Source organism: Enterococcus sp. SMC-9, from assembly GCF_021011285.1.
Lineage (GTDB): Bacteria > Bacillota > Bacilli > Lactobacillales > Enterococcaceae > Enterococcus_C > Enterococcus_C montenegrensis.
In genome coordinates, this window is the sequence record NZ_JAILYE010000003.1 from 367134 (window position 1) to 392136 (window position 25003).

General features: G+C 39.3%; 26 protein-coding genes. 15 read left to right on the plus strand and 11 right to left on the minus strand.

All coding sequences use genetic code 11. The features are described 5' to 3' along the window. The first annotated feature begins 142 nt into the window (after window positions 1-142). Genes K4422_RS06420 through K4422_RS06435 form a run of 4 tightly spaced genes read left to right on the plus strand, consistent with a single transcriptional unit; the run spans window position 143 to window position 2365 of the window. Window positions 143-310, plus strand: coding sequence for a hypothetical protein (locus K4422_RS06420; RefSeq protein ID WP_230709869.1), 168 nt, complete (start codon window positions 143-145; stop codon window positions 308-310). Continuing rightward, window positions 295-1725: an alanine/glycine:cation symporter family protein gene (locus K4422_RS06425; protein WP_230709871.1), complete on the plus strand. Its 1431-nt coding sequence runs from the start codon at window positions 295-297 to the stop codon at window positions 1723-1725. The genes K4422_RS06420 and K4422_RS06425 overlap by 16 nt, the downstream gene beginning before the upstream one ends. Further along, on the plus strand, window positions 1715-1966 hold the full coding sequence (locus K4422_RS06430) for a hypothetical protein (protein ID WP_230709878.1): 252 nt from the start codon (window positions 1715-1717) through the stop codon (window positions 1964-1966). Before K4422_RS06425 ends, K4422_RS06430 begins: the two co-directional genes overlap by 11 nt. Window positions 1967-1978: 12 nt before the next feature. Continuing rightward, entirely contained in the window at window positions 1979-2365 is a 387-nt protein-coding gene (locus K4422_RS06435) for an MmcQ/YjbR family DNA-binding protein (protein WP_230709880.1), read from the plus strand. A gap of 55 nt (window positions 2366-2420) precedes the next feature. Here K4422_RS06435 and K4422_RS06440 read toward each other — a convergent pair whose 3' ends face one another. The 4 genes from K4422_RS06440 to K4422_RS06455 all read right to left on the minus strand — a co-directional run bounded on the left by K4422_RS06440 (window position 2421) and on the right by K4422_RS06455 (window position 4752). Continuing rightward, entirely contained in the window at window positions 2421-2984 is a 564-nt protein-coding gene (locus tag K4422_RS06440; protein ID WP_230709882.1) for a hypothetical protein, read from the minus strand. 31 nt (window positions 2985-3015) lie between these two features. Beyond that, complete coding sequence (locus tag K4422_RS06445) at window positions 3016-3384, minus strand: hypothetical protein (RefSeq protein WP_230709884.1); 369 nt, start codon at window positions 3382-3384, stop codon at window positions 3016-3018. Further along, on the minus strand, window positions 3342-3641 hold the full coding sequence (locus K4422_RS06450) for a hypothetical protein (protein WP_230709886.1): 300 nt from the start codon (window positions 3639-3641) through the stop codon (window positions 3342-3344). The genes K4422_RS06445 and K4422_RS06450 overlap by 43 nt, the downstream gene beginning before the upstream one ends. A 250-nt stretch (window positions 3642-3891) precedes the next feature. Continuing rightward, complete coding sequence (locus K4422_RS06455) at window positions 3892-4752, minus strand: AraC family transcriptional regulator (RefSeq protein ID WP_230709895.1); 861 nt, start codon at window positions 4750-4752, stop codon at window positions 3892-3894. Between the two features lie 710 nt (window positions 4753-5462). Between K4422_RS06455 and K4422_RS06460 the strand changes: the two genes are divergently transcribed. The 3 genes from K4422_RS06460 to K4422_RS06470 all read left to right on the plus strand — a co-directional run bounded on the left by K4422_RS06460 (window position 5463) and on the right by K4422_RS06470 (window position 8679). After that, window positions 5463-6542, plus strand: coding sequence for a Gfo/Idh/MocA family protein (locus K4422_RS06460; protein ID WP_230709897.1), 1080 nt, complete (start codon window positions 5463-5465; stop codon window positions 6540-6542). 49 nt (window positions 6543-6591) lie between these two features. Then, entirely contained in the window at window positions 6592-7560 is a 969-nt protein-coding gene (locus K4422_RS06465; protein WP_206902903.1) for a sugar phosphate isomerase/epimerase family protein, read from the plus strand. 87 nt (window positions 7561-7647) lie between these two features. After that, on the plus strand, window positions 7648-8679 hold the full coding sequence (locus tag K4422_RS06470; RefSeq protein WP_230709899.1) for a Gfo/Idh/MocA family protein: 1032 nt from the start codon (window positions 7648-7650) through the stop codon (window positions 8677-8679). Window positions 8680-8784: 105 nt separating this feature from the next. Here K4422_RS06470 and K4422_RS06475 read toward each other — a convergent pair whose 3' ends face one another. Together K4422_RS06475 and K4422_RS06480 are read right to left on the minus strand one after the other, a co-directional pair. Continuing rightward, a complete protein-coding gene (locus tag K4422_RS06475; protein ID WP_230709906.1) occupies window positions 8785-9462 on the minus strand; it encodes a type 1 glutamine amidotransferase domain-containing protein in 678 nt (225 codons plus the stop codon). Then, on the minus strand, window positions 9459-9797 hold the full coding sequence (locus K4422_RS06480; protein WP_206902900.1) for an ArsR/SmtB family transcription factor: 339 nt from the start codon (window positions 9795-9797) through the stop codon (window positions 9459-9461). Before K4422_RS06480 ends, K4422_RS06475 begins: the two co-directional genes overlap by 4 nt. A 252-nt stretch (window positions 9798-10049) precedes the next feature. Between K4422_RS06480 and K4422_RS06485 the strand changes: the two genes are divergently transcribed. The 8 genes from K4422_RS06485 (at window position 10050) to guaB (ending at window position 18180) form a co-directional block, all read left to right on the plus strand. Beyond that, window positions 10050-11066, plus strand: a complete 1017-nt coding sequence (locus K4422_RS06485; protein WP_230709942.1) for an NADP-dependent oxidoreductase — start codon at window positions 10050-10052, stop codon at window positions 11064-11066. Window positions 11067-11324: 258 nt separating this feature from the next. Then, a complete protein-coding gene (rsmG, locus tag K4422_RS06490; RefSeq protein WP_206903058.1) occupies window positions 11325-12038 on the plus strand; it encodes a 16S rRNA (guanine(527)-N(7))-methyltransferase RsmG in 714 nt (237 codons plus the stop codon). Window positions 12039-12501: 463 nt separating this feature from the next. Continuing rightward, window positions 12502-13266: a ParA family protein gene (locus tag K4422_RS06495; protein ID WP_206902896.1), complete on the plus strand. Its 765-nt coding sequence runs from the start codon at window positions 12502-12504 to the stop codon at window positions 13264-13266. After that, window positions 13256-14146 (plus strand): ParB/RepB/Spo0J family partition protein, encoded by an 891-nt coding sequence (locus K4422_RS06500; protein WP_206902895.1) that lies wholly within the window; start codon window positions 13256-13258, stop codon window positions 14144-14146. Before K4422_RS06495 ends, K4422_RS06500 begins: the two co-directional genes overlap by 11 nt. Before the next feature lie 44 nt (window positions 14147-14190). Beyond that, window positions 14191-14379, plus strand: coding sequence for a DUF951 domain-containing protein (locus K4422_RS06505; RefSeq protein WP_071865595.1), 189 nt, complete (start codon window positions 14191-14193; stop codon window positions 14377-14379). 268 nt (window positions 14380-14647) lie between these two features. Next, window positions 14648-15748 carry a redox-regulated ATPase YchF gene (gene ychF, locus K4422_RS06510; RefSeq protein WP_230709908.1) on the plus strand — a complete coding sequence of 367 codons (1101 nt, stop codon included), beginning with the start codon at window positions 14648-14650 and terminating at the stop codon, window positions 15746-15748. 71 nt (window positions 15749-15819) lie between these two features. Beyond that, complete coding sequence (locus tag K4422_RS06515) at window positions 15820-16509, plus strand: DUF1129 domain-containing protein (protein WP_206902894.1); 690 nt, start codon at window positions 15820-15822, stop codon at window positions 16507-16509. Window positions 16510-16695: 186 nt separating this feature from the next. After that, entirely contained in the window at window positions 16696-18180 is a 1485-nt protein-coding gene (gene guaB / locus K4422_RS06520; protein WP_206902893.1) for an IMP dehydrogenase, read from the plus strand. A gap of 203 nt (window positions 18181-18383) precedes the next feature. Here guaB and K4422_RS06525 read toward each other — a convergent pair whose 3' ends face one another. The 5 genes from K4422_RS06525 to K4422_RS06545 form a co-directional block, all read right to left on the minus strand. Further along, window positions 18384-18839, minus strand: a complete 456-nt coding sequence (locus K4422_RS06525; protein ID WP_230709910.1) for a DUF2798 domain-containing protein — start codon at window positions 18837-18839, stop codon at window positions 18384-18386. Between the two features lie 302 nt (window positions 18840-19141). Beyond that, window positions 19142-20605 carry a polysaccharide deacetylase family protein gene (locus K4422_RS06530; RefSeq protein ID WP_230709912.1) on the minus strand — a complete coding sequence of 488 codons (1464 nt, stop codon included), beginning with the start codon at window positions 20603-20605 and terminating at the stop codon, window positions 19142-19144. Between the two features lie 357 nt (window positions 20606-20962). Beyond that, a complete protein-coding gene (gene serS, locus K4422_RS06535) occupies window positions 20963-22240 on the minus strand; it encodes a serine--tRNA ligase (RefSeq protein ID WP_206902890.1) in 1278 nt (425 codons plus the stop codon). Window positions 22241-22640: 400 nt separating this feature from the next. After that, window positions 22641-23858: a sensor histidine kinase gene (locus K4422_RS06540; RefSeq protein ID WP_206902888.1), complete on the minus strand. Its 1218-nt coding sequence runs from the start codon at window positions 23856-23858 to the stop codon at window positions 22641-22643. Then, the gene (locus K4422_RS06545) at window positions 23848-24537 is read right to left on the minus strand and encodes a response regulator transcription factor (protein ID WP_206903056.1); all 690 of its coding nucleotides are present in this window, start codon (window positions 24535-24537) and stop codon (window positions 23848-23850) included. Before K4422_RS06545 ends, K4422_RS06540 begins: the two co-directional genes overlap by 11 nt. Window positions 24538-25003: the final 466 nt, after the last annotated feature.

A 25003-nucleotide genomic window follows, 5' to 3' on the forward strand; every position in this document is an offset into this window, starting at 1 on the left:
AATACATAAGCAAAAATTGCGCCAATAATATTTTTAAACTGTCGAAGGTTCCGCTAAAAAAGCAGGTTCGACAGTTTTTTTATTTGTGTTTACCTCGTAAAACCCCGAACATTTCCGCTACATTTTGACAAAAAAATCATCAATGGGTGGAAAGTCAGCTGAAAACCTGTTAAAATGGCAAAATATTCAGATTATTGAAAAAAATAAAAAGGTTGTTGTTTTCGTCGGTGAAAAAGTAAAATCGTCACAAGTTAGTGGAAAGTTTGAGGGTTTATCGTTAAAAGGGGGAATGAAATGGATAAGGTGTTAGTAAAAATTAACGATATTATTTGGGGAGCGCCCATGATTTTATTGATTTTGGGGATTGGGCTGATTTTGACGGTTGGTTGCCGTTTTATTCAGCTAAAAAAATTGCCCTTGGCGTTGAAATTCATGGTGCAAGATGAAGAGGACGGCAAAGGGGATGTTTCGAGTTTCCAAGCGTTGTGTACAGCGCTATCTGCTACTATCGGTACAGGAAATATCGTCGGAGTGGCAACAGCGATTGTTGCCGGCGGTCCTGGGGCGTTGTTTTGGTTGGAATTAGCAGGTCTTTTGGGAATGGCAACGAAATACGCAGAAGGATTACTAGCCGTGAAGTACCGCTCTTTTGATACGGACGAAAAAGCATTAGGCGGCCCTTTTTACTACATCGAAAAAGGGTTAGGGAAAAAATGGCGGCCACTTGGCAAGGCCTTTGCCTTATTTGGTATTTTAGCGGGGCTGTTAGGTATTGGTACTTTAACGCAAATTAACGGCATTACTTCTGCTGCTGAAACTTTTTTTGATCCTGATAAAAATCACAGCTTACAATTATTTGGCAACAATTATTCTTGGGCGGTAATTATTTCGGGGTTATTGGTCACAATTTGTGTCGCCGGTGTTTTAATTGGTGGGGTCAAGCGCATTGCCAAAGTTTCAGAAATTATTGTCCCAGCAATGATCGTTTTATATGTGAGTTTATGTCTGTGGCTGATTATTTTAAATGCGGACAAATTACCTGGTGTGATTATTTTGATCTTCCGCAGCGCCTTTGGTTTTGAGGCAGCTGCCGGCGGAGCATTAGGGGCGATGATGATCGCTATGCAAAAAGGAATTGCCCGGGGAATATTTTCCAATGAATCTGGTCTAGGCAGTGCGCCGATTGCCGCAGCTGCCGCGCGGACCAAAGAACCTGTGCGACAAGGCTTGGTTTCTATGACCGGTACATTTATCGATACGATTATTGTTTGTAATATGACCGGCATGGCGATTATTTTAACAGATGCATGGAAAATAGGAAAAGATGGCGCGGCAGTCACCATTTACGCCTTTAGCCAAGCGTTGCCGATCTCTGAGGCGGTTGTTTCTTTCTTGTTGATGATTTGTTTAATGTTCTTTGCTTTTACGACGATTTTGGGCTGGAATTATTATTCAGAGCGTTGTTTGGCATATCTCTTTAATACGAATAAATTTGCTAATCCTTTTAAAGTTTTATACGTGGCAGCTGTTTTTATTGGCCCCTATTTGACCGTTTCAGCGGTGTGGACACTGGCAGATATTTGTAACGGCTTGATGGCTTTTCCAAATATCATCGCGCTGATTTTTTTAAGCCCGGTGGTCGTCAACGAAACCCGCCAATTCTTTGCCACTAAAAAAGCAGCAACACCGCTTTTGGCACCTGAACTTTCTTTGGATGAAGAGTGAAATCAAGTTAAAAAAACACCTTCTTAAAGAAGAGGGTGTTTTTTTAACTGTCGACAAAGCAAAAAAATTTCACCAGAATAAATTGTTTTATTACAGGTTGGTAAAATCAATTTTACAAATGAACCTTCCAAAAAATAAGGGAAAATTACACAAAACTTGCGATACAATTAAAAAAATCTCCCGCTTATTTTTGCGAGCTGAGGGCAGTTTGCGTATCTTTTGGTATACTGGAAAATGTTAAGGAGGTCAGATGATGTCTGTAAAAAATCGAATGGAAAAATTCAAACAGTATGGCGAAAGCCTGCCACAAGCCAAAGTCTATTTTCGCCAAGATTGGGGCGTTTATTATTTTGATATTATGGGAAAAATGTTTGGCATGATGAGTCCTGAACAAACAGAAAAAGCCATTATCACGTTAAAGAATGATCCTGCTAAAAATGAAGAGTTACGGGAGCTTTATCCCGACGTGATCATTCCTGGCTATTATGCTAATAAAAAACATTGGAATTCTATTTATTTGGCAAGTCCGGCCTTAACCGAGGAGGAGATTTGCAATATGATTGCCGCTTCTTACCAGCTGGTCGTCTGTAAATTACCCAAAAAATTACAAGCACAAATTACGAAAGAAGATAAAAAATAAAAAAACCTTGCTAGCAAAATGGTGTCCAGTTCCCATTAGTTAGCAAGGTTTTCTTTTAAAGATTGAATTGGAACAGGCAATAGGCCATGTAAAAGGAAAAAAAGCTACAAAATAACCGGAAAAGGGCACTTATTTTTGCAAATGCAATGATTTTAAGGTCTTTTTCAGCCGGGAAAATAATTACCCGTAACGAATTGTCTGGGTGTTCTTGTAAATAATTTTCCCAAAATGCCTGTGATTTTCTGCGATTAGGTAAAATAAGTGTGATTATTGCCATTAAAAATAGCACCAGGCCTATCCCAAAATAAAACCCTGAAGTAGAAGGGGTGAATGCAATGACGCAGGTTATACCAAAAACCAAAAACAGCACCAGATACAAAGCAACTATGATTTTGCTATTAAGCGAATTAGCAGAATAGATGCGATAATAACTGAGCAGGTTCGCTTTGCGAAAGGCTAAGTCTTTTTTGGATAAGTTAGGGTATGTCGCTTTTACAATTTCTTGCTTTCGTTTGGTCGCAGAAGTCGTCAGTAGTTTTTCGACAAAAATGAAAACTACGACTAAGCAAACACTAAATAAATAGGCTGCAACTAGAACAGGTGAGTTTAAGATTGGCACGTTATTACCTCAGATCAGATAGAATATTTTTTTAATTTACCGCCTCTAGCATGACGTCTTGTTGTTCTTGGGGCACATTACCGGCATAGTTTGGCGTAAGCAGTGAGAGGCCGCCTTGATTATTGGCAATCAAATACAAGGTATCATTTAAATACTGTCCTGAACCTTTTGCCAAAGTTAATTGTGTATTTACTTTTACGGTTCGGATTGAATTATCAGTATGGGAAAAAACACGGATTTCTTTTGTTGGAATTGTTGTGACGTTTGCTTCATATTGATTTTTAGTAGCATCAAAGGTAACGGTGGTCGTCGTTTTATTTGTCGCAATAGTAATAGCCGGTGGCACATTCATACCTTTTAAATTAAAGGTAACTGGTGTCGCAAATTGCGTAACATCCACGCCATAACTCGCGGCATTGTCTCACTCGAGCTAGTATTTGTACTAGCGACAGCTGTTTGCTGTGTTGAAGATTGCGTTTGTGTTTTCGTTGAAGAAGAAGTTACTACTTGGGAACTTTCAGTACTATCGTTATTTTTTGTTGAACTCATAGAAATTGTAGAATCGCTTTTTTTGTTATTTTGACCACTGGCACAACCAGCTAGCATGAAAAGTGTTAAAGAAGTGATAGCAGTGAGTGCCAAGATTTTTTTAAACATGAAATACCATCCTTTTGTTTATTAATATTGCCAAAGCACTTTGATAAGTAAAACAATAATAAAAATTTATTAATTACAATTGGCGTTCCTTATTTTAGAACAATTAGATTAAAAAAGATGTCATAAATTAAAAATATTTCCTTATAAAAACATAATGGTTATATAAGTATGTTGTTATTATAAAAAAATAAAAATTTTGAAAATTTGAATACAAAGTGTTTTATAACCAATTAAGTTATGGGTTTGTTCCCTAGGTTAATTGCTTTTGATACTGCAAAGGAGCACAGCCAACGGTTTTTTTGAAAACATGATGGAAGGTTTTGACGTTGGCAAAGCCAGCTTTAGCCGCGACATCACTCATAGGCAACTGTTCTGTAGCTAGTAAAAACTTGGCCTGCTCGATGCGATATTCTTTCAAATACTGAGAAAAGGGCAGTCCCACCTTTTGTTTAAAAAAGCGGGAAAAGTATGTTTGACTAAAGCCCACCTGTTTAGCTGCAGCCGCTAACGTGATAGGAGAGTCAAAATTAGCTTCAACATATTCAAAAATTTGATCCAATAATTCGAGGGTTTCACGACTTTTCAGATTTTCTTTAGCAGTATTTTGTTTTACATTCGGTTTTTTCGGCAGTTGATATAAGGCATAAATAAATTGCGGCAAAAGCCCCGTCACACCATATTGCCAGCCCTCGTGCCTTGTTTCTTGACAGTCAAAAATCTCCCGCAACAGGTGATTCAGATTTTTTTGTGCCAAAAGGGGCCACTGCTGGCTGTAATTGGGCGCTTCATCAAAAAGCTGGAGTAAGGTGCGATCGGAGGTGACGAGATTGTTTTGCTCATAAAAAAAACGCAGATCAAACTGAAAAACAATACGCTTACTATCCGGGGAAGCAAGAAAAAAGTGGGGCTCGCCACTAGGAAAGAAAAAAATTTCTCCTTCTGCCAATTCAAAAATCTCCCCAAAGGCCCCCAATTTCACTGTCCCTGTCAAACAATAAATCACTTCAATTTCTTTATGCCAATGGGGATAGACGATTTCCCAACCATCATTAATAAACGTCCGAAAAGGAAAAGCACTATGTAATTCCGGTATTTCAAGATACAAACTCATAATTTTCCTCCGCTTTTTAAAATTTTGGCTATCCGAATTTCTGATATTTTTTAAAACGAGCTAAACGCTACCTTTCGTTTTTCTAGATTCAGCTGCAAAAACGAGCTCTCTAATACAATAAGCTAGAATTTCGAGAAATTTGAGGAGCAATTTATCAAAATTCCATCTTATTGCTTGTGAGCTAAACGCGTTTGCTCCGCTTTTTATTTTGTCTAGCTCCGCAAACTATTCTTTCAAGAAATAAGGCGAACTTTTCAAAAATTTGAAAAACAATTTTCACAAATTTCGCGCTTATTTTTTAAAGACTGGCAAGTTTGCTCCGCTTTTTATTTTGTCTAGCTGCAAAAACGAGCTCTCTACGACAATAAGCTAAAATTTCGAGAAATTTGAGGGGCAATTTATCAAAATTCCATCTTATTGCTTGTGAGCTAAACGCGTTTTTGAAGCTTTTCTTTTTAATCTAGCTCCGCAAACTAGTCTTTCAAGAAATAAGGCGAACTTTTCAAAAATTTGAAAAACAATTTTCGCAAATTCCGCGCTTATTTTTTAAAGACTGGCAAGTTTGCTCCGCTTTTTATTTTAGTATACTTTATTTATTTTTTTTAAAAGATAAAATGTGGGAATTTTTAGTTACGGATGCGGGAAGAATTTTGTGTGGTTGTTTTTTATAATGAAGAAAATAAAACGTTTCCAACAAAGGAGAAATAATTATGAGTTTAAAAGTTGGCATTATTGGCTGTGGTGGGATTGCTGAGGGTAAGCATTTACCCGCTTTAGCTAAAATTCAGGAAGTTGAGCTAGTTGCTTTTTGTGATTTGATAAAAGAGCGCGCAGAAAAAAACTGTGAAAAATATGGGAGTGAAACGGCCCAAGTCTTTACGGATTATAACGAGATGTTGGCTTTTTCTGATTTGGATTTAGTGCACGTTTTGACGCCAAATAATTCTCATGCCCCTATTTCAGTAGCGGCGATGGAAGCCGGGTGTCATGTAATGTGTGAAAAACCGATGGCTAAAACTGCCGCACAGGCAAAGGAAATGGTGGCAGCGGCAAAAAAGACTGGGAAAAAGTTGACGATCGGCTATCAAAATCGCTTTCGTAAGGATGCCCAATATTTGCAAGAAATTTGTACAGAGGGAGAATTGGGAGAAATTTATTTTGGGAAAGCTCATGCAATTCGCCGGCGGGCTGTCCCGACTTGGGGTGTTTTTCTAGATGAAAAAGCGCAAGGTGGCGGACCTTTAATTGATATTGGAACCCATGCTTTGGATTTGACTTTGTGGATGATGGATAATTATGAACCAAAATTTGTCATGGGTACGGCCTATCGTAAATTAGCGGAGCTTGAAAATGCGGCAAATGCGTGGGGCGCTTGGGATCCACAAAAATATAAAGTGGAAGACAGCGCATTTGGTTTTATCACCATGAAAAATGGGGCCACCATTTTCTTAGAAGCAAGCTGGGCGTTAAATTCTTTGGATGTTAAAGAGGCAAAGACAACATTGTGTGGCACAAAAGCTGGCGCAGATATGAATGATGGGCTAACCATTAATGGTGAGGATCACAGCACGTTGTATGAAAAGAAAATTGAATTGGAGCCAGGTGGCGTTGATTTTTACGATGGTGCCGCAGATGATCCCGCATATAACGAAGCAAGAGCGTGGATCGATGCCATTTTAAATGACACAGCACCTTTAGTAAAACCTGAACAGGCTTTAGTCGTCACTGAAATTTTAGAAGCAATGTATGAATCTTCGGCGACAGGAGAACCTGTTTATTTTGAACAATAATTTTTAACTTTACCAAATTAAAAGAATATAAACCGAAAGGATGATAACAATGAAATTAGGCGTTTTTACCCCCTTATTTAATAATTTAAACTTTGACGAAATGATTGAAAAAGTCGCCAGCTATGGCTTGGAAACAGTGGAAATCGGCACCGGGGGATCACCGGGCTCTGCCCATTTAGATATTGAGCAATTATTAGCCTCCTCAGATAGTCGCAAAGAATATTTGGCTAAATTAGCCGATAAAGGACTGAGCATTTCGGCTTTAAGCTGCCATCACAATCCAATTTCACCAGTGGCACAAGTGGCAAAAGAAGCGGACGAACTTTTACAAAAAACCATTAAATTAGCTCAGTTAATGAACGTACCAGTGGTCAATGGTTTTTCTGGTGTTGCCGGCGGGAATGCAACGGATACGCAAGTAAACTGGCCGGTTTTACCGTGGCCAACAGAATATAGCGACAGCTATAACTATCAATGGGAGCAAAAGTTAATTCCTTACTGGCAAGAAATTAATACTGTCGCCGAAAGTGCTGGCGTGAAAATCGGGATTGAATTACACGGTGGCTTTTTAGCCCATACCCCTTACACGATGTTGCGTTTGCGGGAAGCAACGGGCAAAGCGATCGGCTGTAATTTAGATCCCAGCCATTTATGGTGGCAAGGCATTGATCCAGTCGCCGCAATCAAAATTTTAGGCAACGCGGGTGCTATTCACCATTTCCATGCCAAAGATACATTTTTAGATCAAGATAATATTAATATGTACGGCTTAACGGATATGCAGCCATACGGCAATGTTAAAACTCGTTCGTGGAATTTCCGTTCTGTCGGTTGTGGTCACGACTTGAAAGTTTGGTCTGATATTGTTTCTGCTTTGCGTTTGCAAGGTTATGACTACGTATTGAGCATTGAGCATGAAGATCCGTTGATGTCAATTGATGAAGGCTTACAACGGGCAGTCACGAATTTACGCTCGGTCATGATTTGCGATACACCAACTGATATGTGGTGGGCGTAAATTACAATGCGAATTACTAGGAAAAAAAGGCGGACAAAATAAGACGTTGTTGTGGTAAAAAGACGTCAAAAGAAAGTGAGTGCAAAAATGAAACAATTACAATTTGCCATTATTGGGTATGGCGGAATGGGTTCTTACCACGCCACGACCATCATGCCGCAATCACAAGAACTTGTGGCGATAAAAGGTGTTTACGATCTATTACCCGAACGCAATGAAGCAGCAAAAGCAGACGGTTTTTTTGCTTATGGGAGTTTACAGGAGCTCTTAGCAGATGAAAAAATCGAGGCAGTTTTAATCGCAACACCTAACGACAGTCACAAAGACTTGGCGATTGCGGCTTTAAAGGCAGGAAAACACGTCGTTTGTGAAAAGCCAGTGGCGATGAATACAGCAGAATTAGATGAAATTTTAGCGGTGGCAGAAAGTGTCGAAAAAGTCTTCATGGTCCACCAAAACAGACGCTGGGACCCAGATTTTTTATTAATTCGCAAACTCTATCAAGAAAAACCACTGGGAGATTTATTCCAAATTGAATCAAGGGTTCAAGGAGCAAACGGTATTCCCGGCGACTGGCGTCATTTGAAAAAACATGGTGGTGGTATGCTCTTAGATTGGGGCGTTCATTTATTTGATCAACTACTTTTTTTAATTGACAGTCCAATTAAATATATTCACACCGACTTAAGTTACATTTTAGGCGATGAGGTGGATGACGGGTTTCATAGTTATTTGACGTTTGAAAATGGCGTTAAAGTGATCATTGAAGTCGGAACGACAAACTATGTCACCTTGCCGCGCTGGTATGTCAAAGGTTTAAATGGAACCGCGAAAATCTCTGACTGGGCGTTAAACGGTGAAATCATGCGGCGTACACAACAGGAAATCGCTGCACCAAAACCCATTCAAGCCGGCGTGGGCTTAACCAAAACGATGGCACCACCACAAGAGGAGGCCACAGAAAAATTGGCTTTTCCTAAAGTAGAATCCCCTTATCCAAGTTTTTATGCGAATTTTTACGATGTTGTTGTGCATAATGCCGCCCCAATTGTAAAAAACAGTGAAGTTCGCCGTGTTTTATCCTTACTGGAAAGTATTTTAGCAGCAGGAAAAGATTAAAAAAAGTGAGTCCGCTATTTGAGCAGACCGGATAAATTAGCCGAAAGCTAATTTTGCGGTTGCTACAATAGGGACTCGCTTTTTTGATGAGGTAATTTTAACTCTTTACTTCTTAAAATTTTCAAGCAAAAGTTTCGCCACGGCTTTAACAGAAAAAGGATTTTGTCCGGTAATAAATTGTCCATCTTGGAGGGCAAATTCGCTATAGGGCCGTCTCTTTTGAAAATGCGCCCCGCGTTCTTTGGCGACGTGTTCATTTAAAAAGGGCACGACGCTTTTTTTGCCGGCTAAAATTTCTTCACTGGTGGTAAAACCGGTGATTTTTTTGTCTGTAATTAAATAGTTGCCTGCATCATCTTGTAAATTCAAAAGTCCGGCGACACCATGGCAGACAGAAGTTATATAACCACCTTGTTTGTAAATATCTAAGGCAAGTTTGTGCAGGGTATCATTATTAGGAAAATCCCACATCACACCATGACCACCGGTGAAATAAATCGCATCATAATTTTTGGGGTCGACAACTTCCAGCGGCAGGGAATTTGCTAGCGCCCGCTGTTTAAAGTCGGTTGTATTATAAAAGTCCATGATTTCTTCATTCGTATATTTCATACTGCGGGGATCAATGGGGACATATCCGCCATTGGGACTGACGTAATCATAAGAAATGCCGTGTTTTTGCAATTCGGCTGCAAATTCAGTGGCCTCACCTAACCATAAGCCAGTGGCATCTTCTGTGTCACCATAATGGGTTGTGTTCGTTAATACAATCAATACTTTCATTTTCTTCCCGCCTTTTCAATAATTTGACTGACGTGACTTAGCAATGCTTGTAATTTATCAATTTCCGTTGTGTCGTGGGATAAGTAATAGTAATTTTTGGTTCCTTCTTGGCGATAATCAATTAAGTTAGCTTGCTTTAAAATTTTTAAGTGATGGGAGACTGCCGGTCGTGATAAATTGGTGGCCGTAGTCAAATCATTCACCCGCAATCCCTCACAAGCTTTATCTTGCAGCAAAGCAATAATAATTGCTTGGCGTTTTTCATCGCCCAATGCGATTAAAAAATCGCTGACTTCGGTAAATTCTTGTTTCAAATTTGTTAAATCAGGGGACATGAGCAAACTCCTTTGGTCGATATTTTTAAACCATTAAACCAAAGGCTTAAAAAAAAGTCAATTTTTTTAACTTAGGAAAAGGGAGAAAATAACGCAGATTAAGGAGTATCTGCCAAAATCTGCTTGGTGAATTTTAGGTGCGTTTCAAATTCTTGACGATAAAAAATTTCTGCGGTAGGCTATTGTCAGTTTTAAACGGTTTAAAAGTTTAAACGAATAAACGATGTGTGAGGATAAATGATGAAAGATACAATGATTGCAGCACAAATTGAAAATTACGGTGAAAAAATTGGCTTAAAAAAGCAGCCAGTACCTAGAATTGGCAAGAAGGACTTACTTGTAAAAGTCATTGCCGCTAGTATTAATCCGATTGATTTAAAAACAAAAGACGGCAAAATGAAGTTGCTCCTTCATTATAAAATGCCGTTAACTTTAGGCAGCGACTTTGCTGGTATTGTGGTGGCGCGAGGGGAACAAGTAAAAAAATTTCAGGTTGGCGATGCTGTTTATGGTCGGGTGCAAAAAAATCGCATCGGAACTTTTGCGGAGTATATAGCTGTAGATGTGAAAGATGTCGCCTTAAAACCCAAAAATCTGACGTTTGCCAAAGCCAGCAGTATTCCTTTAGTTGCTTTAACCAGCTATCAAGCCCTACATGAAGTGATGAAAATTAAACCGCAAGACAAAATTTTAATTCAAGCAGGTTCTGGCGGAATTGGAACACTTGCCATTCAATTAGCAAAGCTTGCCGGCGCATACGTTGCTACAACAACGAGTGAAAAAAATCGAGTTCTCGTAAAAAGTCTTGGTGCAGATGAGGTAATTGATTATCGTAGTGAAAACTTTGCCGAAAAATTAAAAGACTACGATTTTGTTTTCGATACCATGGGGGGCGATATTTTAAAAGATGCTTTTAAAATCGTGAAGCCTGGCGGTAAAGTCGTGACCTTGTCGGGTACGCCTAATTATGCTTTTGCTAAAAATTATAATCTCCCCTTATGGAAGCAAATAGCTTTAGGGATTGCCAGTTATCCCATTACCAAATTAGCCAAAAAAACTGACGTGTCCTATGACTTTTTATTTATGCGGCCAGACGGCAACCAACTAGCTGCATTAACCAAACTAATTGAAGCAAAACAATTACAACCAATCATCGACAGCGTTATTTCCCTAGCCGAAATTCAAAAAGCCGTCGATAATTTAGCTTCTGGGCGCGCCAAGGGGAAAATTATTTTAGCAGTGGATGAAAAACTGGCACAAGAATTTTAAAAATACAGTAAACTAAAAGATAGATGAGGTGATCAAGAATGAAAATTGCATTTGTAGCTGCAAATGTTTTTTCATCCTGAATCTATGAAGCAAAGAACCTAGGGCAAAAGTGATTGCGACTTTTTACCCTAGGTTCTTTTTTTACCTTAAACAAGCCTTTAAAATTCAATTCCTCCCATTGCGAAAAACCTCCATTTGCGTTAAAGTAGAGAAAGCGTGAAACAAAAATTTGTTTCACAAAAAAGAAAGGAAAAGGCCATGTTACCAGAAGAATTTCAGCAGCAGTTGGCCCAAAAAGGCATTGAATTAAGTTCTACTCAAATGCAACAGTTTGAAAAATATTACGAGCTGTTAGTCGAGTGGAATGAAAAAATGAATTTAACGGCGATTACTGAAAAAAAAGAAGTTTACTTGAAGCATTTTTACGATTCGATTTTACTTGGTGTGGCAGTGGATTTAAAAGCAGAGGCTGCTATTTGTGATGTTGGCGCAGGAGCGGGCTTTCCCAGCATTCCGCTGAAGATTGCTTTTCCTGGGTTAAAAGTCGCTATCGTCGATTCTCTCAATAAACGAATTACCTTTTTAAATCATTTAGCACAAAGTTTGAATTTGACGGGGGTTGATTTTTATCACGATCGCGCCGAAACTTTCGCGCAAAACCCACAATTTCGTGCCCAATTTGATTATGTCACGGCTCGAGCAGTGGCACGTCTGAATGTTTTAGCGGAATTGTGTCTGCCTTTGGTGAAAAAAGACGGCTTTTTCTTTGCTTTAAAAGCGGCAAAATCAGAGGAAGAATTAGCAGAAGCTAAAAACGCGATTGCGACACTTGGTGGCAAGTTCATTGAAGATAAAGAGCTTGCTTTGCCCAATGGTGATACGCGACACATTTTGGTGATCCAAAAGAAAAAAGAAACGCCCAAAAAATACCCCCGCAAACCCGGCACGCCCAATAAGCAGCCGTTAAAATAGCGGTAAAACGATAGCAAAATTGTTTTATTTTGGACAGCTTTTTATCTTTAAACGGTGAAAAAAAGCCGTTTCAACTTTTATTGTATCTAGTTTCATGAGCTGGAAAAATCGGAGACAAGCAAAAATAACCATCTGACAAAAAGCGTCAGCCGTCTATTTTGTTCTTGTCCCTCATTTTCCGATTAAGCTCATTCAACTTTTATTGTATCTAGTTTCATGAGCTGGAAAAATCGGAGACAAGCAAAAATAACCAACTGACAAAAAGCGTCAGCCGTCTATTTTGTTCTTGTCCCTCATTTTCCAATCAAGCTCATTCAACTTTTATTGTATCTAGTTTCAACGGCCAAAAAAGCCGGTAATAAGCAAAAAAATGAAAAAGTCAGAAAGCGACTTTCTAATTTTTCCGACTTATTCCTTCTTTTTTTAACAAGCCGTTTCAACTTTTATTAAAGGAGACAAGAGAATGGCACGAATTATTTCTGTGGCAAATCAAAAAGGTGGCGTCGGCAAGACGACCACAACCGTCAATTTAGGAGCTTGTTTGGCTTTTATTGGTAAAAAAGTATTGTTAGTCGATATTGATGCCCAAGGCAATGCCACCAGTGGTATGGGCATTCGCAAGCCGGATGTAGCCAAAGATATTTACGATGTTTTAGTGAATGAAGAACCGATTAAAGAAGCAATTTTACCAAGTTCACGGGAAAATATGGACATTGTGCCAGCAACGATTCAGTTGGCAGGTGCTGAAATTGAATTAACTTCCATGATGGCCCGCGAATCGCGGCTAAAATCAGCACTAGAAGAAATCAAAGATGATTACGATTTTATCTTCATCGATTGTCCGCCGTCATTGGGACATTTGACGATCAACGCCTTTACGGCGAGTGATTCGATTTTGATTCCGGTGCAGTGCGAATATTACGCTTTAGAAGGCTTGAGCCAATTACTAAACACCGTGCGTTTGGTGCAAAAACATTTCAATCCTGGTTTGGAAATCGAAGGGGTCTTATTAACGATGTATGACGCCAGAACCAATCTTGGAGCTGAGGTAGTGGAAGAAGTGCGCCGCTATTTCCAAGAAAAAGTTTATGACACAATTATCCCCCGCAATGTGCGGCTTTCAGAAGCACCAAGTCATGGTTTATCGATTATTGACTACGATCCAAGTTCAAAAGGTGCCGAAGTTTATCAAGCACTAGCAAAGGAAGTGTTGACCCGTGAAAAATAAAGGAAAAGGTTTAGGTCGGGGCATTGACGCTTTGTTTCAGGACTTGCAAGATTTAGAAGAAGTAGATGTAAAAACCGAGGAAGTTGTCGATATTCCTTTAAGTGAATTGCGCCCAAATCCTTACCAACCGCGCAAAACATTTGATGAGTCTTCTTTGCAAGAATTAGCCGCGTCTATCGAACGTTCCGGTGTGTTCCAACCGATTATTGTCCGCAAATCGGCAGTAAAAGGCTATGAAATTATTGCCGGTGAGCGTCGTTTTCGCGCTTCAAAATTAGCGCAAAGAGAAACAATTCCCGCAATTATTCGAGATTTTGACGAAGAATCCATGATGCAAGTGGCCGTTTTGGAAAACTTGCAACGGGAAGATTTAAATCCGCTGGAAGAGGCGGAAGCCTATGAGATGCTAATGAAAAACTTGAAATTAACGCAAGCGGAAGTAGCGGAGCGTTTAGGTAAAAGCCGTCCGTATATCGCCAATTATCTGCGCTTGTTGACATTACCGAAACTGGTTAAAGAAATGGTACAAGATGACCGCCTCTCAATGGGGCAAGCGCGGACGTTATTGGGGCTAAAAGATAAAAGCCAAATTCTAAAATTAGCCAATCGCTGTGTGAAGGAAAACTTGACCGTCCGTCAGTTAGAACAGTTGGTAAATACGTTAAACGAGAAAAAAGTTGAGAAAAAAACACCACCCCGCGTGGTCAAAGAAAAACCTTACTACTTGCGAGAAGGCGAAGACCGTTTAATGGATAAATTCGGTACGAATGTGGAAATTTTAGAAAAAGACGGCAAAGGAAAAATCGAGATTGAATATTTATCGCAAAAAGATTTGACCCGTATTTTGGATATTTTAGATATTCGCTTTGACGAGGCCTAAGCTATCGTTAAAACCAAATTTTTATTAAAGCGAGGAGGATTCAAATGTACGATTTAGGTGACATCGTGGAAATGAAAAAGCCCCATGCTTGCCAAGCCAACCGCTGGGAAATTATTCGGATGGGTGCTGACATTAAAATTAAGTGTACCAATTGTGGCCACATCGTCATGATGACCCGCCGCGATTTTGAGAAGAAAATGAAAAAAATACTGGAAAAAGCGCCCGAAAAATAATCCAGTTTCATGAGCTAGAAAAGTCGGTAATAAGACATGAGAGCTTTGTAAACGTGTTTAACTCTCAAGCAATAAGGTGGAATTTTGATAAATTGCTTTTCAAATTTCTCAAAATTTCAACTTATTGTCGTAGCGAGTTCGTTTCCAAGGCTTACCAAAGCAAGAAAACTACAAAGCTAAAGAGCAGCTTTTTCGTTTTCTGTCTTATTACTCCTTTTCTAAACAAGCTCATTCAACTTTATAATTAAAAAAAGAAAGAGTGAAGAAAATGGCTTTAACTGCCGGAATCGTTGGGTTACCCAACGTTGGGAAATCAACTTTATTTAATGCAATCACAAAAGCAGGTGCAGAGGCTGCAAACTATCCTTTTGCAACAATTGATCCAAATGTGGGAATGGTTGAAGTGCCAGATTGGCGCTTACAACGGTTGACAGAACTTGTGCATCCGAAAAAAACGGTGCCGACAACTTTTGAATTTACTGATATTGCCGGTATTGTAAAAGGCGCCAGCAAAGGGGAAGGTTTAGGGAATCAATTTTTAAGCCATATTCGCCAAGTAGATGCGATTTGTCACGTTGTGCGTTGTTTTGACGATGACAATATCACCCACGTTGAAGGTCGGGTTGATCCATTAGAAGATATCGACACGATTAATTTAGAGCTTGTTTTAGCCGACTTGGAATCGATTAATAAACGATACACTCGTATTGCTAAAATCGCGAAGACAAAAGACAAAGATGCCGTAGCGGAATTAGCGGTGTTAGATAAAATCAAACCAGTTTTAGAAGAAGGCCAATCTGCTCGTAGCATTGAATTTTCCGATGATGAACAAAAAATCGTGAAAAGTTTATTCTTATTAACAACAAAACCTGTTTTATATGTGGCCAATGTTTCAGAAGACGATGTAGCCAATGCCGATGATAACCACTATGTACAAGAAGTCCGGAATTTTGCGGCAACAGAAAATGCAGAAGTAATCGTTGTCTGTGCCCGTGCAGAAGAAGAAATTGCTGAATTGGACGATGAAGATAAAGCTGAATTTTTAGAAGCGCTTGGAATTGAAGAATCTGGTTTGGATCAATTGATTCATGCAGCTTATGATTTATTAGGTTTAGCAACTTACTTTACTGCCGGTGAACAAGAAGTGCGGGCGTGGACCTTCCGCAAAGGAATTAAAGCGCCACAAGCAGCGGGAATTATCCACACCGATTTTGAACGGGGCTTTATTCGGGCGGAAACAGTTTCGTTTGAAAATTTGGATAAATACGGCAATATGCACGCGGCTAAAGAAGCTGGTCGGGTTCGTTTGGAGGGCAAAGATTACGTCGTACAAGATGGCGATGTCATGTTATTCCGTTTTAACGTTTAAAAAAACGGTGTCATCTTGGCTGCAATATGTTAAAATGCCCTTTGTAAAAGAAGTTCAGGAGGAAGTCATTCATGGATGCAGAAGCACTACGCGCAATGGTTGCACAAAATCGCGAATTAGAACCGCAATTGACCAAACGTAACCAACAATATATTTTTGATTTGAAGAAATCTTTAGAAGCAGCGAATTTATCCGAAGCAGAAATGGCAACAGCTTTAAATGAAATTCTGCCGGTTTTAGTCAAAGAACAAAAAGGCGGGAAAACCGCGCGCCAATTATTTGGAACGGTTTCAGAACGGACAGAAGCTATTTTGGCCAAGCCAGAACCTAAAAAAGAAACCAAACCACTTTTAATGTGGGCAGATAATGCGATGTTCATCTTTGGTTTGTTTGCGGTAATGTTAGGCTTAATGCGCCTGTTCACGAAAAATAGTGGACAACAAACTTACGGCTTATTGACATTGATTATTGCCTCATTATTTGGGGGTTATGCATTTTACTTAATGTATAAATACATTTACCAATACGAACGCCCAGGGGCAGATAAGAGCAAACGGCCGAAATTATGGAAAACAATGTTAATTTTAGTTCCTGTATTCTTCTTATGGATTTTAGTCTTTACGGTTAGCGCAATGTTGCCATACAATATTGTGTTGGATCCATTTATCCAATTGGTTTTAGGTGCCGCTGTCTTTGCATTACGCTGGTACTTGAAGAAAAAATACAATATCGAAGGTTCCCTTACAATTCCCAAAAATTAATTCGTCGCTAAAACTGACTGGAAAAATTATTCCGGTCAGTTTTTTTGTTTAAGTAATTTCCGAACATTGTCTAAAGGTGTTACGATGAATTTTCAGAATATTACGTAAACAATTGCAGCTGTTGACTTGTCGCTTATTTTCTGTTAGTTTCATAGATAAAAATAAAACTGAGGAGTGGTACTAACAATGTCTAACTGGGAAACGAAATTCGCTAAAAAAGGTCTAACTTTCGATGATGTCTTATTAATTCCGGGTGAAAGTCACGTCCTACCAAATGAAGTGGATATGCATGTTCAATTAGCGAAAAATATCCGTTTAAATATTCCAATCATCTCTGCCAGCATGGATACTGTAACCGACAGTAAAATGGCAATTGCCATGGCACGTCAAGGCGGCTTAGGTGTTGTTCATAAAAATATGAGTATCGCGATGCAAGCTGATGAAGTACGCAAAGTGAAACGTTCGGAATCTGGCGTTATTATCGATCCATTTTTCTTAACTCCTGATCATTTAGTGCAAGATGCTGAACATTTGATGTCAAAATATCGCATTAGTGGTGTGCCGATTGTCGAAACAATGGAAAATCGCAAATTAGTTGGGATTATCACCAACCGCGATATGCGTTTTGTGACAGATTACAGCATTAAGATTGACGATGTGATGACCAAAGAAAATCTTGTTACCGCCCCAGTTGGTACCAAATTAGCAGATGCTGAAAATATCCTCCAAAAACATAAAATTGAAAAATTACCGATCGTGGATGAAGACGGTCGTTTAAGCGGCTTGATTACCATCAAAGACATTGAAAAAGTAATCGAGTTTCCTCATGCAGCAAAAGACGAACACGGGCGCCTGTTAGTTGCGGCTGCTGTGGGCGTAACGAGCGACACTTTTGAACGAGCGCAAGCGTTACTTGACGCTGGAGCAGATGCCATTGTAATCGACACAGCGCATGGCCACAGTGCCGGCGTTCTACGTAAAATTGCTGAAATTCGGGCAAAATTTCCACAAGCCACTTTGATTGCCGGTAACGTTGCAACTGCTGAAGGAACAAAAGCATTGTATGATGCTGGCGTCGATGTTGTAAAAGTCGGGATTGGCCCAGGCTCAATTTGTACAACACGAGTTGTTGCCGGTGTTGGCGTGCCCCAATTAACAGCCATTTATGATGCTGCTTCTGTTGCTCGCCAATATGGCAAAGCAATTATTGCCGATGGTGGGATCAAATATTCTGGTGATATCGTGAAAGCATTGGCCGCAGGCGGTCATGCAGTTATGCTCGGCTCCATGTTAGCTGGTACGGACGAATCTCCTGGTGAATTTGAAATTTATCAAGGTCGTCGCTTCAAAACTTATCGTGGGATGGGTTCGCTTGGCGCAATGGAAAAAGGTTCTAGCGATCGCTACTTCCAAAGCGGTGTCAATGAAGCCAACAAACTGGTGCCAGAAGGTATTGAAGGTCGTGTGGCTTATAAAGGCAGCGTGTCTGATATCATCTTCCAAATGATTGGTGGGTTGAAATCAGGGATGGGGTATGTAGGCGCAGCTGATTTGAAACAACTCCGTGACGATGCACAATTTGTCCAAATGAGTGGCAATGGTTTGAAAGAATCTCACCCACATGATGTTCAAATTACAAAAGAAGCACCAAACTACTCCGTTGAATCCTAATTTCTTTTAAAATTAAATATTAAAAATACCCGGACCTGTTTTTTGTCGTCACCTTTTTGACGAACTAGAAAACAGGTTCGGGTATTTTTTGTCGTGATAAAAAATAGCGTTTATCGCGACAAAAAGTTGAATTTTAGTCGTCTTGTTGGGGACTAAAATTTTTTAGACGAGTGGCTCATAATAACTTAAATTAATAGTACGACTTAAGCTGAGGCTGTCATTTTGCGGCTGGCACTTAAGATAGTCAAAGCGAGTGGACGCACAATTAATAGTTGTAATGGTAATGCCATCACAAAATTAAATAACCAGGTATGCAAATACGTTGCCAAACTTAGCTGGTGCCAACCAGATTCTACGACAATGCCAAATAACGACATAAAACTAACCATGCCTAAAATCATGCAGACACTAATGGAAATGCCAACTTGCCACATTTTTTCTTTATTAGTAGGTAATTTTAAGGCGATTTTTTTAGCCGGTTTCGCTACAACAAAGACATCTAAAATAAGAGCAATCATAAAGGCAAAGGGGAAACCGCCAAAAACGGCACCAAACGATAACGCGCCATGTAAAGCAACATTATAAATCGTCATGCCAAATACCATGAATAGACACATACTACAGGTGAAAAGCCAACTTTCTTTTTTTGTTTGGGGCATACAAAACTTCCTTTCAGTTTGCGTATGACAGATATTTTCTGTAAATACGCTATTTTTCAATTGCAACGTTAGCTATCGTATCAAGAGAAAAATTTCTTCGTAAGTTCTTTTTGCTCCCTTTAGAATTTCTTAATAATTTGGTTAACACGCAATGTATACAAAAAAAACTCACCTTGCAGTACTCGGCATTTCCTAATGGAAAGCAGAGTGCAAGGTGAGAGAAGTAATTGGCTCTTTGGTAATCGTAATTTATTAAACTTCCGACTTAATACTTGGAAGCTGGGCGCGTTCATAAAGCTTTTCTATAGGTCTTTAGCTAAGCGGTAGTCTTCGGCGCCGAAGTAGACGTACATTGGTTTTTGTTGTTTTTTCAAGAGTGTATCAACGGACACAAATTCGAATCCTTGTTGGCGCATGTTGTCGATTACACCAGGTAATGCTTCAACGGTGGCGGGTTGAATATCATGCATCAAGACGATAGCATTTTCAGTTAAAGTGGCTTTGATGCGGCCTTGAATCATGCCGGCATTTTTGGATTTCCAATCTTCTGAGTCAACATCCCAGTTGATGATGGGTTTTCCAGCCACGCGGGCCACGCGTTCATCTGCAGCACCATAAGGCGGACGCAGGTTTCGTGGTAAGATACCGCAAGCTTCAAAAATAGCTTTATCTGTATCGCGAATTTCCTTTTTCAAAGCCGCATCTGACAAACTAGGTAAGACCGGATGGGTGTAAGAATGGCTGGCAACTTCATGGCCATCGGCTACAACACGTTTGACGATATCTTGGTTGTCACTGACATTTTTACCCAGCATGAAGAAAGTTGCGCTAGCTTTTTTATTTTTTAAAATATCTAAAATTTTAGGCGTTGTGGCTGGATTAGGACCATCGTCAAAGGTTAAGGCCACGTATTTTTTCTTTGGATCAAGTTGCGGAAAGGCATCCTTGATTTTTTCTGGATTGACAAAATCTGTATTCACATAGGCGGCAATATCTTTGTAATCCAGCGTAACCTGATCAACGCCGGTTTTATTTTTTGCCAAGTCGATGGTTAATTCATCTGGTGTGAATTCAATTTTATTTTGATAATTAATGCGGGGTAAATCCAAAATACTATCGATAACCGCTTTTTTATCTTTTGCTTCATTGAAAATCTTTTGTTGAATCACTTGTTGAATGCCAAGTAGGTCGCCTTCTTCTGGAATCAGCTCTTTAACTGTTACAGCTTTGCCAGTTTTATGGGCAATATAGGCGGGCTTGTTGCTGACTGGTTTACCTTTGGTGAAACTTTGTTTATCCTTGTGCCACACATAAGGCTCAGCGACTAATTCGTAAGTATCTAACTGATCGCTAACAGGATTAACTTCCAATTTTGCGACAATCAGGCCTTTTTTATCTTTTAGACTTTCTTTGGCTTTATTGGTTAGGGCGGTTAATTCTTTGTTACTATCTGCTGCAGAAAAAACTTTGTCTTCTTTTGGTAGGTAAGTCACCGTCACCAAATCAGTCGCTTTTTTTTCTGTTTTTTCGCTAGGAATCCCACTTTGATTCCGTTCTTCTTGTACTTCTTGTAAGAGCGCAGTCGTTTTTTCTTCAAAAACTTTTTGCGCTTTGGCCTCTGCTTGTTTCATTTGATAAAAGGTATAGGCGAAAAAGCCGAACAAGACGACTAATAAAATGCTAAGCAAGGTAAAAATATTCTTACCCAAGTTGTTACTTGGTTTTTGCGAGTGCCGACTGCTGCGGGTACTGTTGTTTTCTTCCATTTTACGCGTAACTCCCTAATTGTCCGTGATTATTTTCACTGTACCATTATTGGCCTATCCATTCAACACAAAAAGGTTGGCGCAAGCCTTACATTATCGTCATTTTCAAATTTCTTAAAGAAAAACCGCTCCTGGCATTTTAAGTAAAAAGACTGCCCGTCTGCCTTAATTTTTGGGCAATGGGACCAGAATATTTCGAAATTATTGCCCAAATCAAAAACATTTTTACCTAGGGGTGTTAAAGCTAGTTTGCAAAGCAATTATTTATGTAAAAATTTCATATTTTCCTGATAGTAAAAAAGCGCAGTTGAAAAATTTCGGTAAGAAAAATTTCCAACTGTGCTTTTAAATAGTGGATTAGTCTTTGGCGATTTTTTGTAAACCACCCATGTAAGGGACTAAAACTTCGGGAATAGTAACGGTGCCATCAGAATTTTGATAGTTTTCCAAAATAGCAGCGACAGTGCGGCCAACTGCCAAACCAGATCCGTTTAAAGTGTGGGCGTAGTGCAATTTGCCTTCTGCATCACGATAGCGGATCATAGCGCGACGAGCTTGGAAATCTTCACAGTTTGAACATGAGCTGATTTCGCGATACGTATTTTGCGCTGGAATCCAGACTTCTAAGTCATACGTTTTAGCAGCAGAAAAGCCCATGTCGCCCGTAGATAAAGCCACCACGCGATAAGGTAAGCCCAATTTTTGTAAAATTTCTTCGGCGTTATTGGTCATTTTTTCCAATTCTTCATAAGAATGCTCGGCATCAGAGAATTTCACCATTTCAACTTTGTTAAATTGGTGCAGGCGGATTAAGCCGCGGGTATCGCGACCGGCACTACCAGCTTCAGAACGAAAAGATGGGCTTAGTGCAGTGAAATAAATTGGCAAGTCTGCACCATCTAAAATTTCGCCATTATAATAGTTTGTTAAAGGCACTTCAGCTGTTGGAATCAAGGTTAGGTCAGTGTCTGCTAACTGGAAGACATCTTCTTTGAATTTCGGAAATTGACCGGTACCAAACATAGAATTGCTGTTCACGATGTAAGGTGGGATCATTTCAGTATAGCCGTGTTCATAGACGTGTAAATCCAGCATAAAGTTATACAAGGCCCGCTCTAAGCGTGCGCCTAGACCGCGATAGTAAACAAAACGGCTACCGGAAACTTTTGCGCCCCGTTCAAAATCTAAAATTTCCAAGTCTTCTGCTACTTCCCAGTGGGCTTTTGGTTCAAAAGCGAAGTTTCGTGGCGTACCAAAACGACGGACTTCGACGTTATCTTCTTCATCTTTACCGATTGGCACAGAGTCGTTAGGCAAGTTTGGTAAGGTTGTCGCGATTGTTTTTAATTCGTCGTCAATTGCCGCGATTTTAGTATCGTATTCTTTAATTTTTGCGCCGACAGTTTTCATGGCCGCGATTTTTTCTTCGGCATTTTCTTTATTGCGTTTTAATTGGGCAATTTCTGCTGAAACATCATTGCGTTGTTTTTTCAATTCTTCTGATTGGACTAAAAGCGTGCGGCGTTCTTCATCTAATTTAACAAATTCATCTAAGACATCTGCGGGCACACCTCTTGTTGCTAATTTTTCTTTTACCATCGTCATGTTTTGGCGAATCATTTTGATATCTAACATTATTTTCCCTCACTTTATTTTTTTCGATAAGACTTTTTAAACGTATAACAGCTGCGAACTTTATCACGTCAGGAGAAATAAAAAAAACTATTCCATCCCAAATTGCTTGGGACGAAATAGTTTGTTCGCGGTACCACCCAAGTTCAGCTTACGCTGCCCTTGTTGACTGGTATCGTCAGTCAGCCGCGCTTATTTGTCATAAGCGTACGTAAACAAAAACTGGATTCAACGGTTTGGCCTACTGATTCACACCACCATCAGCTCTCTTTAAAGTTACACCATTTACTAGGTTTTCTCGTTTTTCTATCAAGTTAACTTTAGCATACTCAACTTTTGAATTTTCGTCAACTGGCATCTTCGTAGAAAAGTTTAACCCGTCAAACGTTAAAACAGCATAAACTTACTCTTTTGGATACAAATAGTGATCAGATTTCCGCGCTTTTGGTGAGACATTGCTTTTCACCGGCAAGTGAATAATAAAAGAAGTCCAGTTAGGATTACTCTTAGCGTAAATATAGCCGCCGTGTAGCGCAACGATGCTTTGCGTAATGGCAAGGCCCAAGCCGGTTCCGCCAGTAGCTTGATTACGAGATTCTTCTACACGATAAAAACGGTCGAACAAGGAGTCTAACGCTTGTTTTGGAATCATCGCGCCATTATTTTTAACAATAATAACTGCTTCTGTTCCAATTTGATCGACTTCAATCACGATTTTAGTAGCACCTTTGCCATATTTAAAAGCATTTGTGAACAAGTTGTTAAAAACGCGCACAATTTTTTCGGTGTCTCCATCCATAATCAGCTGTTCTTTTGGTGAAGAAACTTCAATTGTAATATTTTTTTTCTTGGCTTCCAATTCAAAATCTGCGGCCAATTGTTCTACCAGCTGAATCATATCAAAAGAAGTAACGTTGATCGGCACACTAGGCTGACGTACTTTTGTGTACTCAAATAAATCATCTACGAGAGACTTCATCTGTTTGGCTTTCACAAAAGCTGTGTGGGTGTATTTTAGCAAATCAGCTTCTGATTGATATTGGCCATCTTCGATTAGCCCCAAATACCCAATAATAGAAGTTAAGGGCGTGCGAATGTCGTGACTGACATTTGTAATGAGTTCGTCTTTGGACTTTTCAATTTTGCGCTCATCTTCAATAGCCGCAACGGTACTATCGACTAAACCGTTAATGCTGGAAACGACACGACTTAAATCGCCGCTTAATTCAAAGGGAATGCGATGATCGTAATTTCCGTTGGCGATATAGTGAAGTTCACTGATAATATGCCGCAATTGCATTTGACGATAACGGCGAATCAGCCGCCAATACAAGACACCAGCATCAAGTAATAAAAATAGCGGCAAAATAAAATTTCGACCATTCCAGAAAAAGTCAGAATCAAGCCGGTGGGCAAAAATATTTTTAGAATCCCAAATGGCGTTTTCCAGAGAAGGGGAGTTTTTAATAATCGAAGCTAAGACTACTAAAACAGCTACGTTTACTAATAGTAGTAAGATAATCGTAACAATTCCCTCGGCCAAAAGTTCGCTGATTTCTTTTGATGTCAAAGTTATGCGTTTTTTCTTTTCGACTTTGCGTTGTCTACTTTTATTTTGCATCGATCTTATAGCCAACACCCCAAACTGTTTGGATCACTTTTTCGCCGCCAGTGGCTTCTTCGATTTTATCTCGCAAGTGACTCACGTGGACCATTACGGTTTTAGCTGAAACAACACTTTCTTGTTTCCAAACGCGTTCAAAGATTTCATCGGCACTAAAGACGCGATTTGGATGAGAAGCCAATAGATATAAAATACCAAATTCCAACGCTGTTAGTTGTATTTCTTTACCATCCATTGTTTTCACTTCATGGGAATCTTTGTTAATGATTAATGAATTTACTTCTAGAATATCAGGCTGATCTGGCGTAACTTGCATTTTTGTTCGGCGTAAAAGAGATTTTACTCGGGCCATAACTTCCAATGGATTGAATGGTTTTGTTACGTAATCGTCAGCGCCTGCAACTAATCCTTTAATTTTATCCATGTCGGTTGTTTTAGCCGTTAACATAATAATCGGAATTTGTGATTCCTTGCGTAGCTCTTTGACAACTTGCATCCCGTCTTTTTCGGGCATCATGATATCTAAAATCATTAACTCAATATCGGGATTTGTGCGGATTTTTGACAGGGCTTCTTTACCATCATAAGCTTTGACCGCTTCGTAACCTTCATTGTGAATATAAATGCTCAATAACTCGACAATCTCTTTGTCATCATCAGCAACTAAAATTTTCATCATAAAAAATCCTCCTGTATTAAAAATAATTTGTTCTTTCTATAGAAGAAAAGATTTGTAAAACAAATTTAAGTAGAAAAATTTACCGTACTTTCTACAGCTATAGTATCAAAAAAGTGCTAAAGAAAACACTCAGAGCCCCTTTTTAACGATTCCTTAAAAATCAGCTTCAAAAAATTAACGAACGAAATTTCATTTAACCTAGTTTTAAAAAGTTCTATTTCAGAAAAATCACGAACGATTTTCCGTCGTTTCAAATCTATAGTTTAGAGTTGTGAAAAATGTTGTTAAATCAATAAGTTTTCGTTGACTTAAACTTTCAAAGTTGGTATATTATTACTTGTCCTTAAGAACGAGATTCTTAAGAAAACAAACTTTGAAAAAAGTTAAAAAAAGTTGTTGACAGTTGCTACAACGACTGTTAAACTAACGAAGTTGCTTGATGAGCGGCGAACTTCTGAAATAT

Excerpts from the sequence above, each read along its gene's own strand:
- K4422_RS06420 (WP_230709869.1), top strand. The coding sequence starts at position 143 with ATGGGTGGAAAGTCAGCTGAAAACCTGTTAAAATGGCAAAATATTCAG.
- K4422_RS06425 (WP_230709871.1), top strand. The coding sequence starts at position 295 with ATGGATAAGGTGTTAGTAAAAATTAACGATATTATTTGGGGAGCGCCC.
- K4422_RS06430 (WP_230709878.1), top strand. The coding sequence starts at position 1,715 with ATGAAGAGTGAAATCAAGTTAAAAAAACACCTTCTTAAAGAAGAGGGT.
- K4422_RS06435 (WP_230709880.1), top strand. The coding sequence starts at position 1,979 with ATGTCTGTAAAAAATCGAATGGAAAAATTCAAACAGTATGGCGAAAGC.
- K4422_RS06450 (WP_230709886.1), bottom strand. The coding sequence starts at position 3,641 with ATGTTTAAAAAAATCTTGGCACTCACTGCTATCACTTCTTTAACACTT.
- K4422_RS06455 (WP_230709895.1), bottom strand. The coding sequence starts at position 4,752 with ATGAGTTTGTATCTTGAAATACCGGAATTACATAGTGCTTTTCCTTTT.
- K4422_RS06460 (WP_230709897.1), top strand. The coding sequence starts at position 5,463 with ATGAGTTTAAAAGTTGGCATTATTGGCTGTGGTGGGATTGCTGAGGGT.
- K4422_RS06465 (WP_206902903.1), top strand. The coding sequence starts at position 6,592 with ATGAAATTAGGCGTTTTTACCCCCTTATTTAATAATTTAAACTTTGAC.
- K4422_RS06470 (WP_230709899.1), top strand. The coding sequence starts at position 7,648 with ATGAAACAATTACAATTTGCCATTATTGGGTATGGCGGAATGGGTTCT.
- K4422_RS06475 (WP_230709906.1), bottom strand. The coding sequence starts at position 9,462 with ATGAAAGTATTGATTGTATTAACGAACACAACCCATTATGGTGACACA.
- K4422_RS06480 (WP_206902900.1), bottom strand. The coding sequence starts at position 9,797 with ATGTCCCCTGATTTAACAAATTTGAAACAAGAATTTACCGAAGTCAGC.
- K4422_RS06485 (WP_230709942.1), top strand. The coding sequence starts at position 10,050 with ATGATTGCAGCACAAATTGAAAATTACGGTGAAAAAATTGGCTTAAAA.
- rsmG (WP_206903058.1), top strand. The coding sequence starts at position 11,325 with ATGTTACCAGAAGAATTTCAGCAGCAGTTGGCCCAAAAAGGCATTGAA.
- K4422_RS06495 (WP_206902896.1), top strand. The coding sequence starts at position 12,502 with ATGGCACGAATTATTTCTGTGGCAAATCAAAAAGGTGGCGTCGGCAAG.
- K4422_RS06505 (WP_071865595.1), top strand. The coding sequence starts at position 14,191 with ATGTACGATTTAGGTGACATCGTGGAAATGAAAAAGCCCCATGCTTGC.
- ychF (WP_230709908.1), top strand. The coding sequence starts at position 14,648 with ATGGCTTTAACTGCCGGAATCGTTGGGTTACCCAACGTTGGGAAATCA.
- K4422_RS06515 (WP_206902894.1), top strand. The coding sequence starts at position 15,820 with ATGGATGCAGAAGCACTACGCGCAATGGTTGCACAAAATCGCGAATTA.
- guaB (WP_206902893.1), top strand. The coding sequence starts at position 16,696 with ATGTCTAACTGGGAAACGAAATTCGCTAAAAAAGGTCTAACTTTCGAT.
- K4422_RS06525 (WP_230709910.1), bottom strand. The coding sequence starts at position 18,839 with ATGCCCCAAACAAAAAAAGAAAGTTGGCTTTTCACCTGTAGTATGTGT.
- K4422_RS06530 (WP_230709912.1), bottom strand. The coding sequence starts at position 20,605 with ATGGAAGAAAACAACAGTACCCGCAGCAGTCGGCACTCGCAAAAACCA.
- serS (WP_206902890.1), bottom strand. The coding sequence starts at position 22,240 with ATGTTAGATATCAAAATGATTCGCCAAAACATGACGATGGTAAAAGAA.
- K4422_RS06540 (WP_206902888.1), bottom strand. The coding sequence starts at position 23,858 with ATGCAAAATAAAAGTAGACAACGCAAAGTCGAAAAGAAAAAACGCATA.
- K4422_RS06545 (WP_206903056.1), bottom strand. The coding sequence starts at position 24,537 with ATGAAAATTTTAGTTGCTGATGATGACAAAGAGATTGTCGAGTTATTG.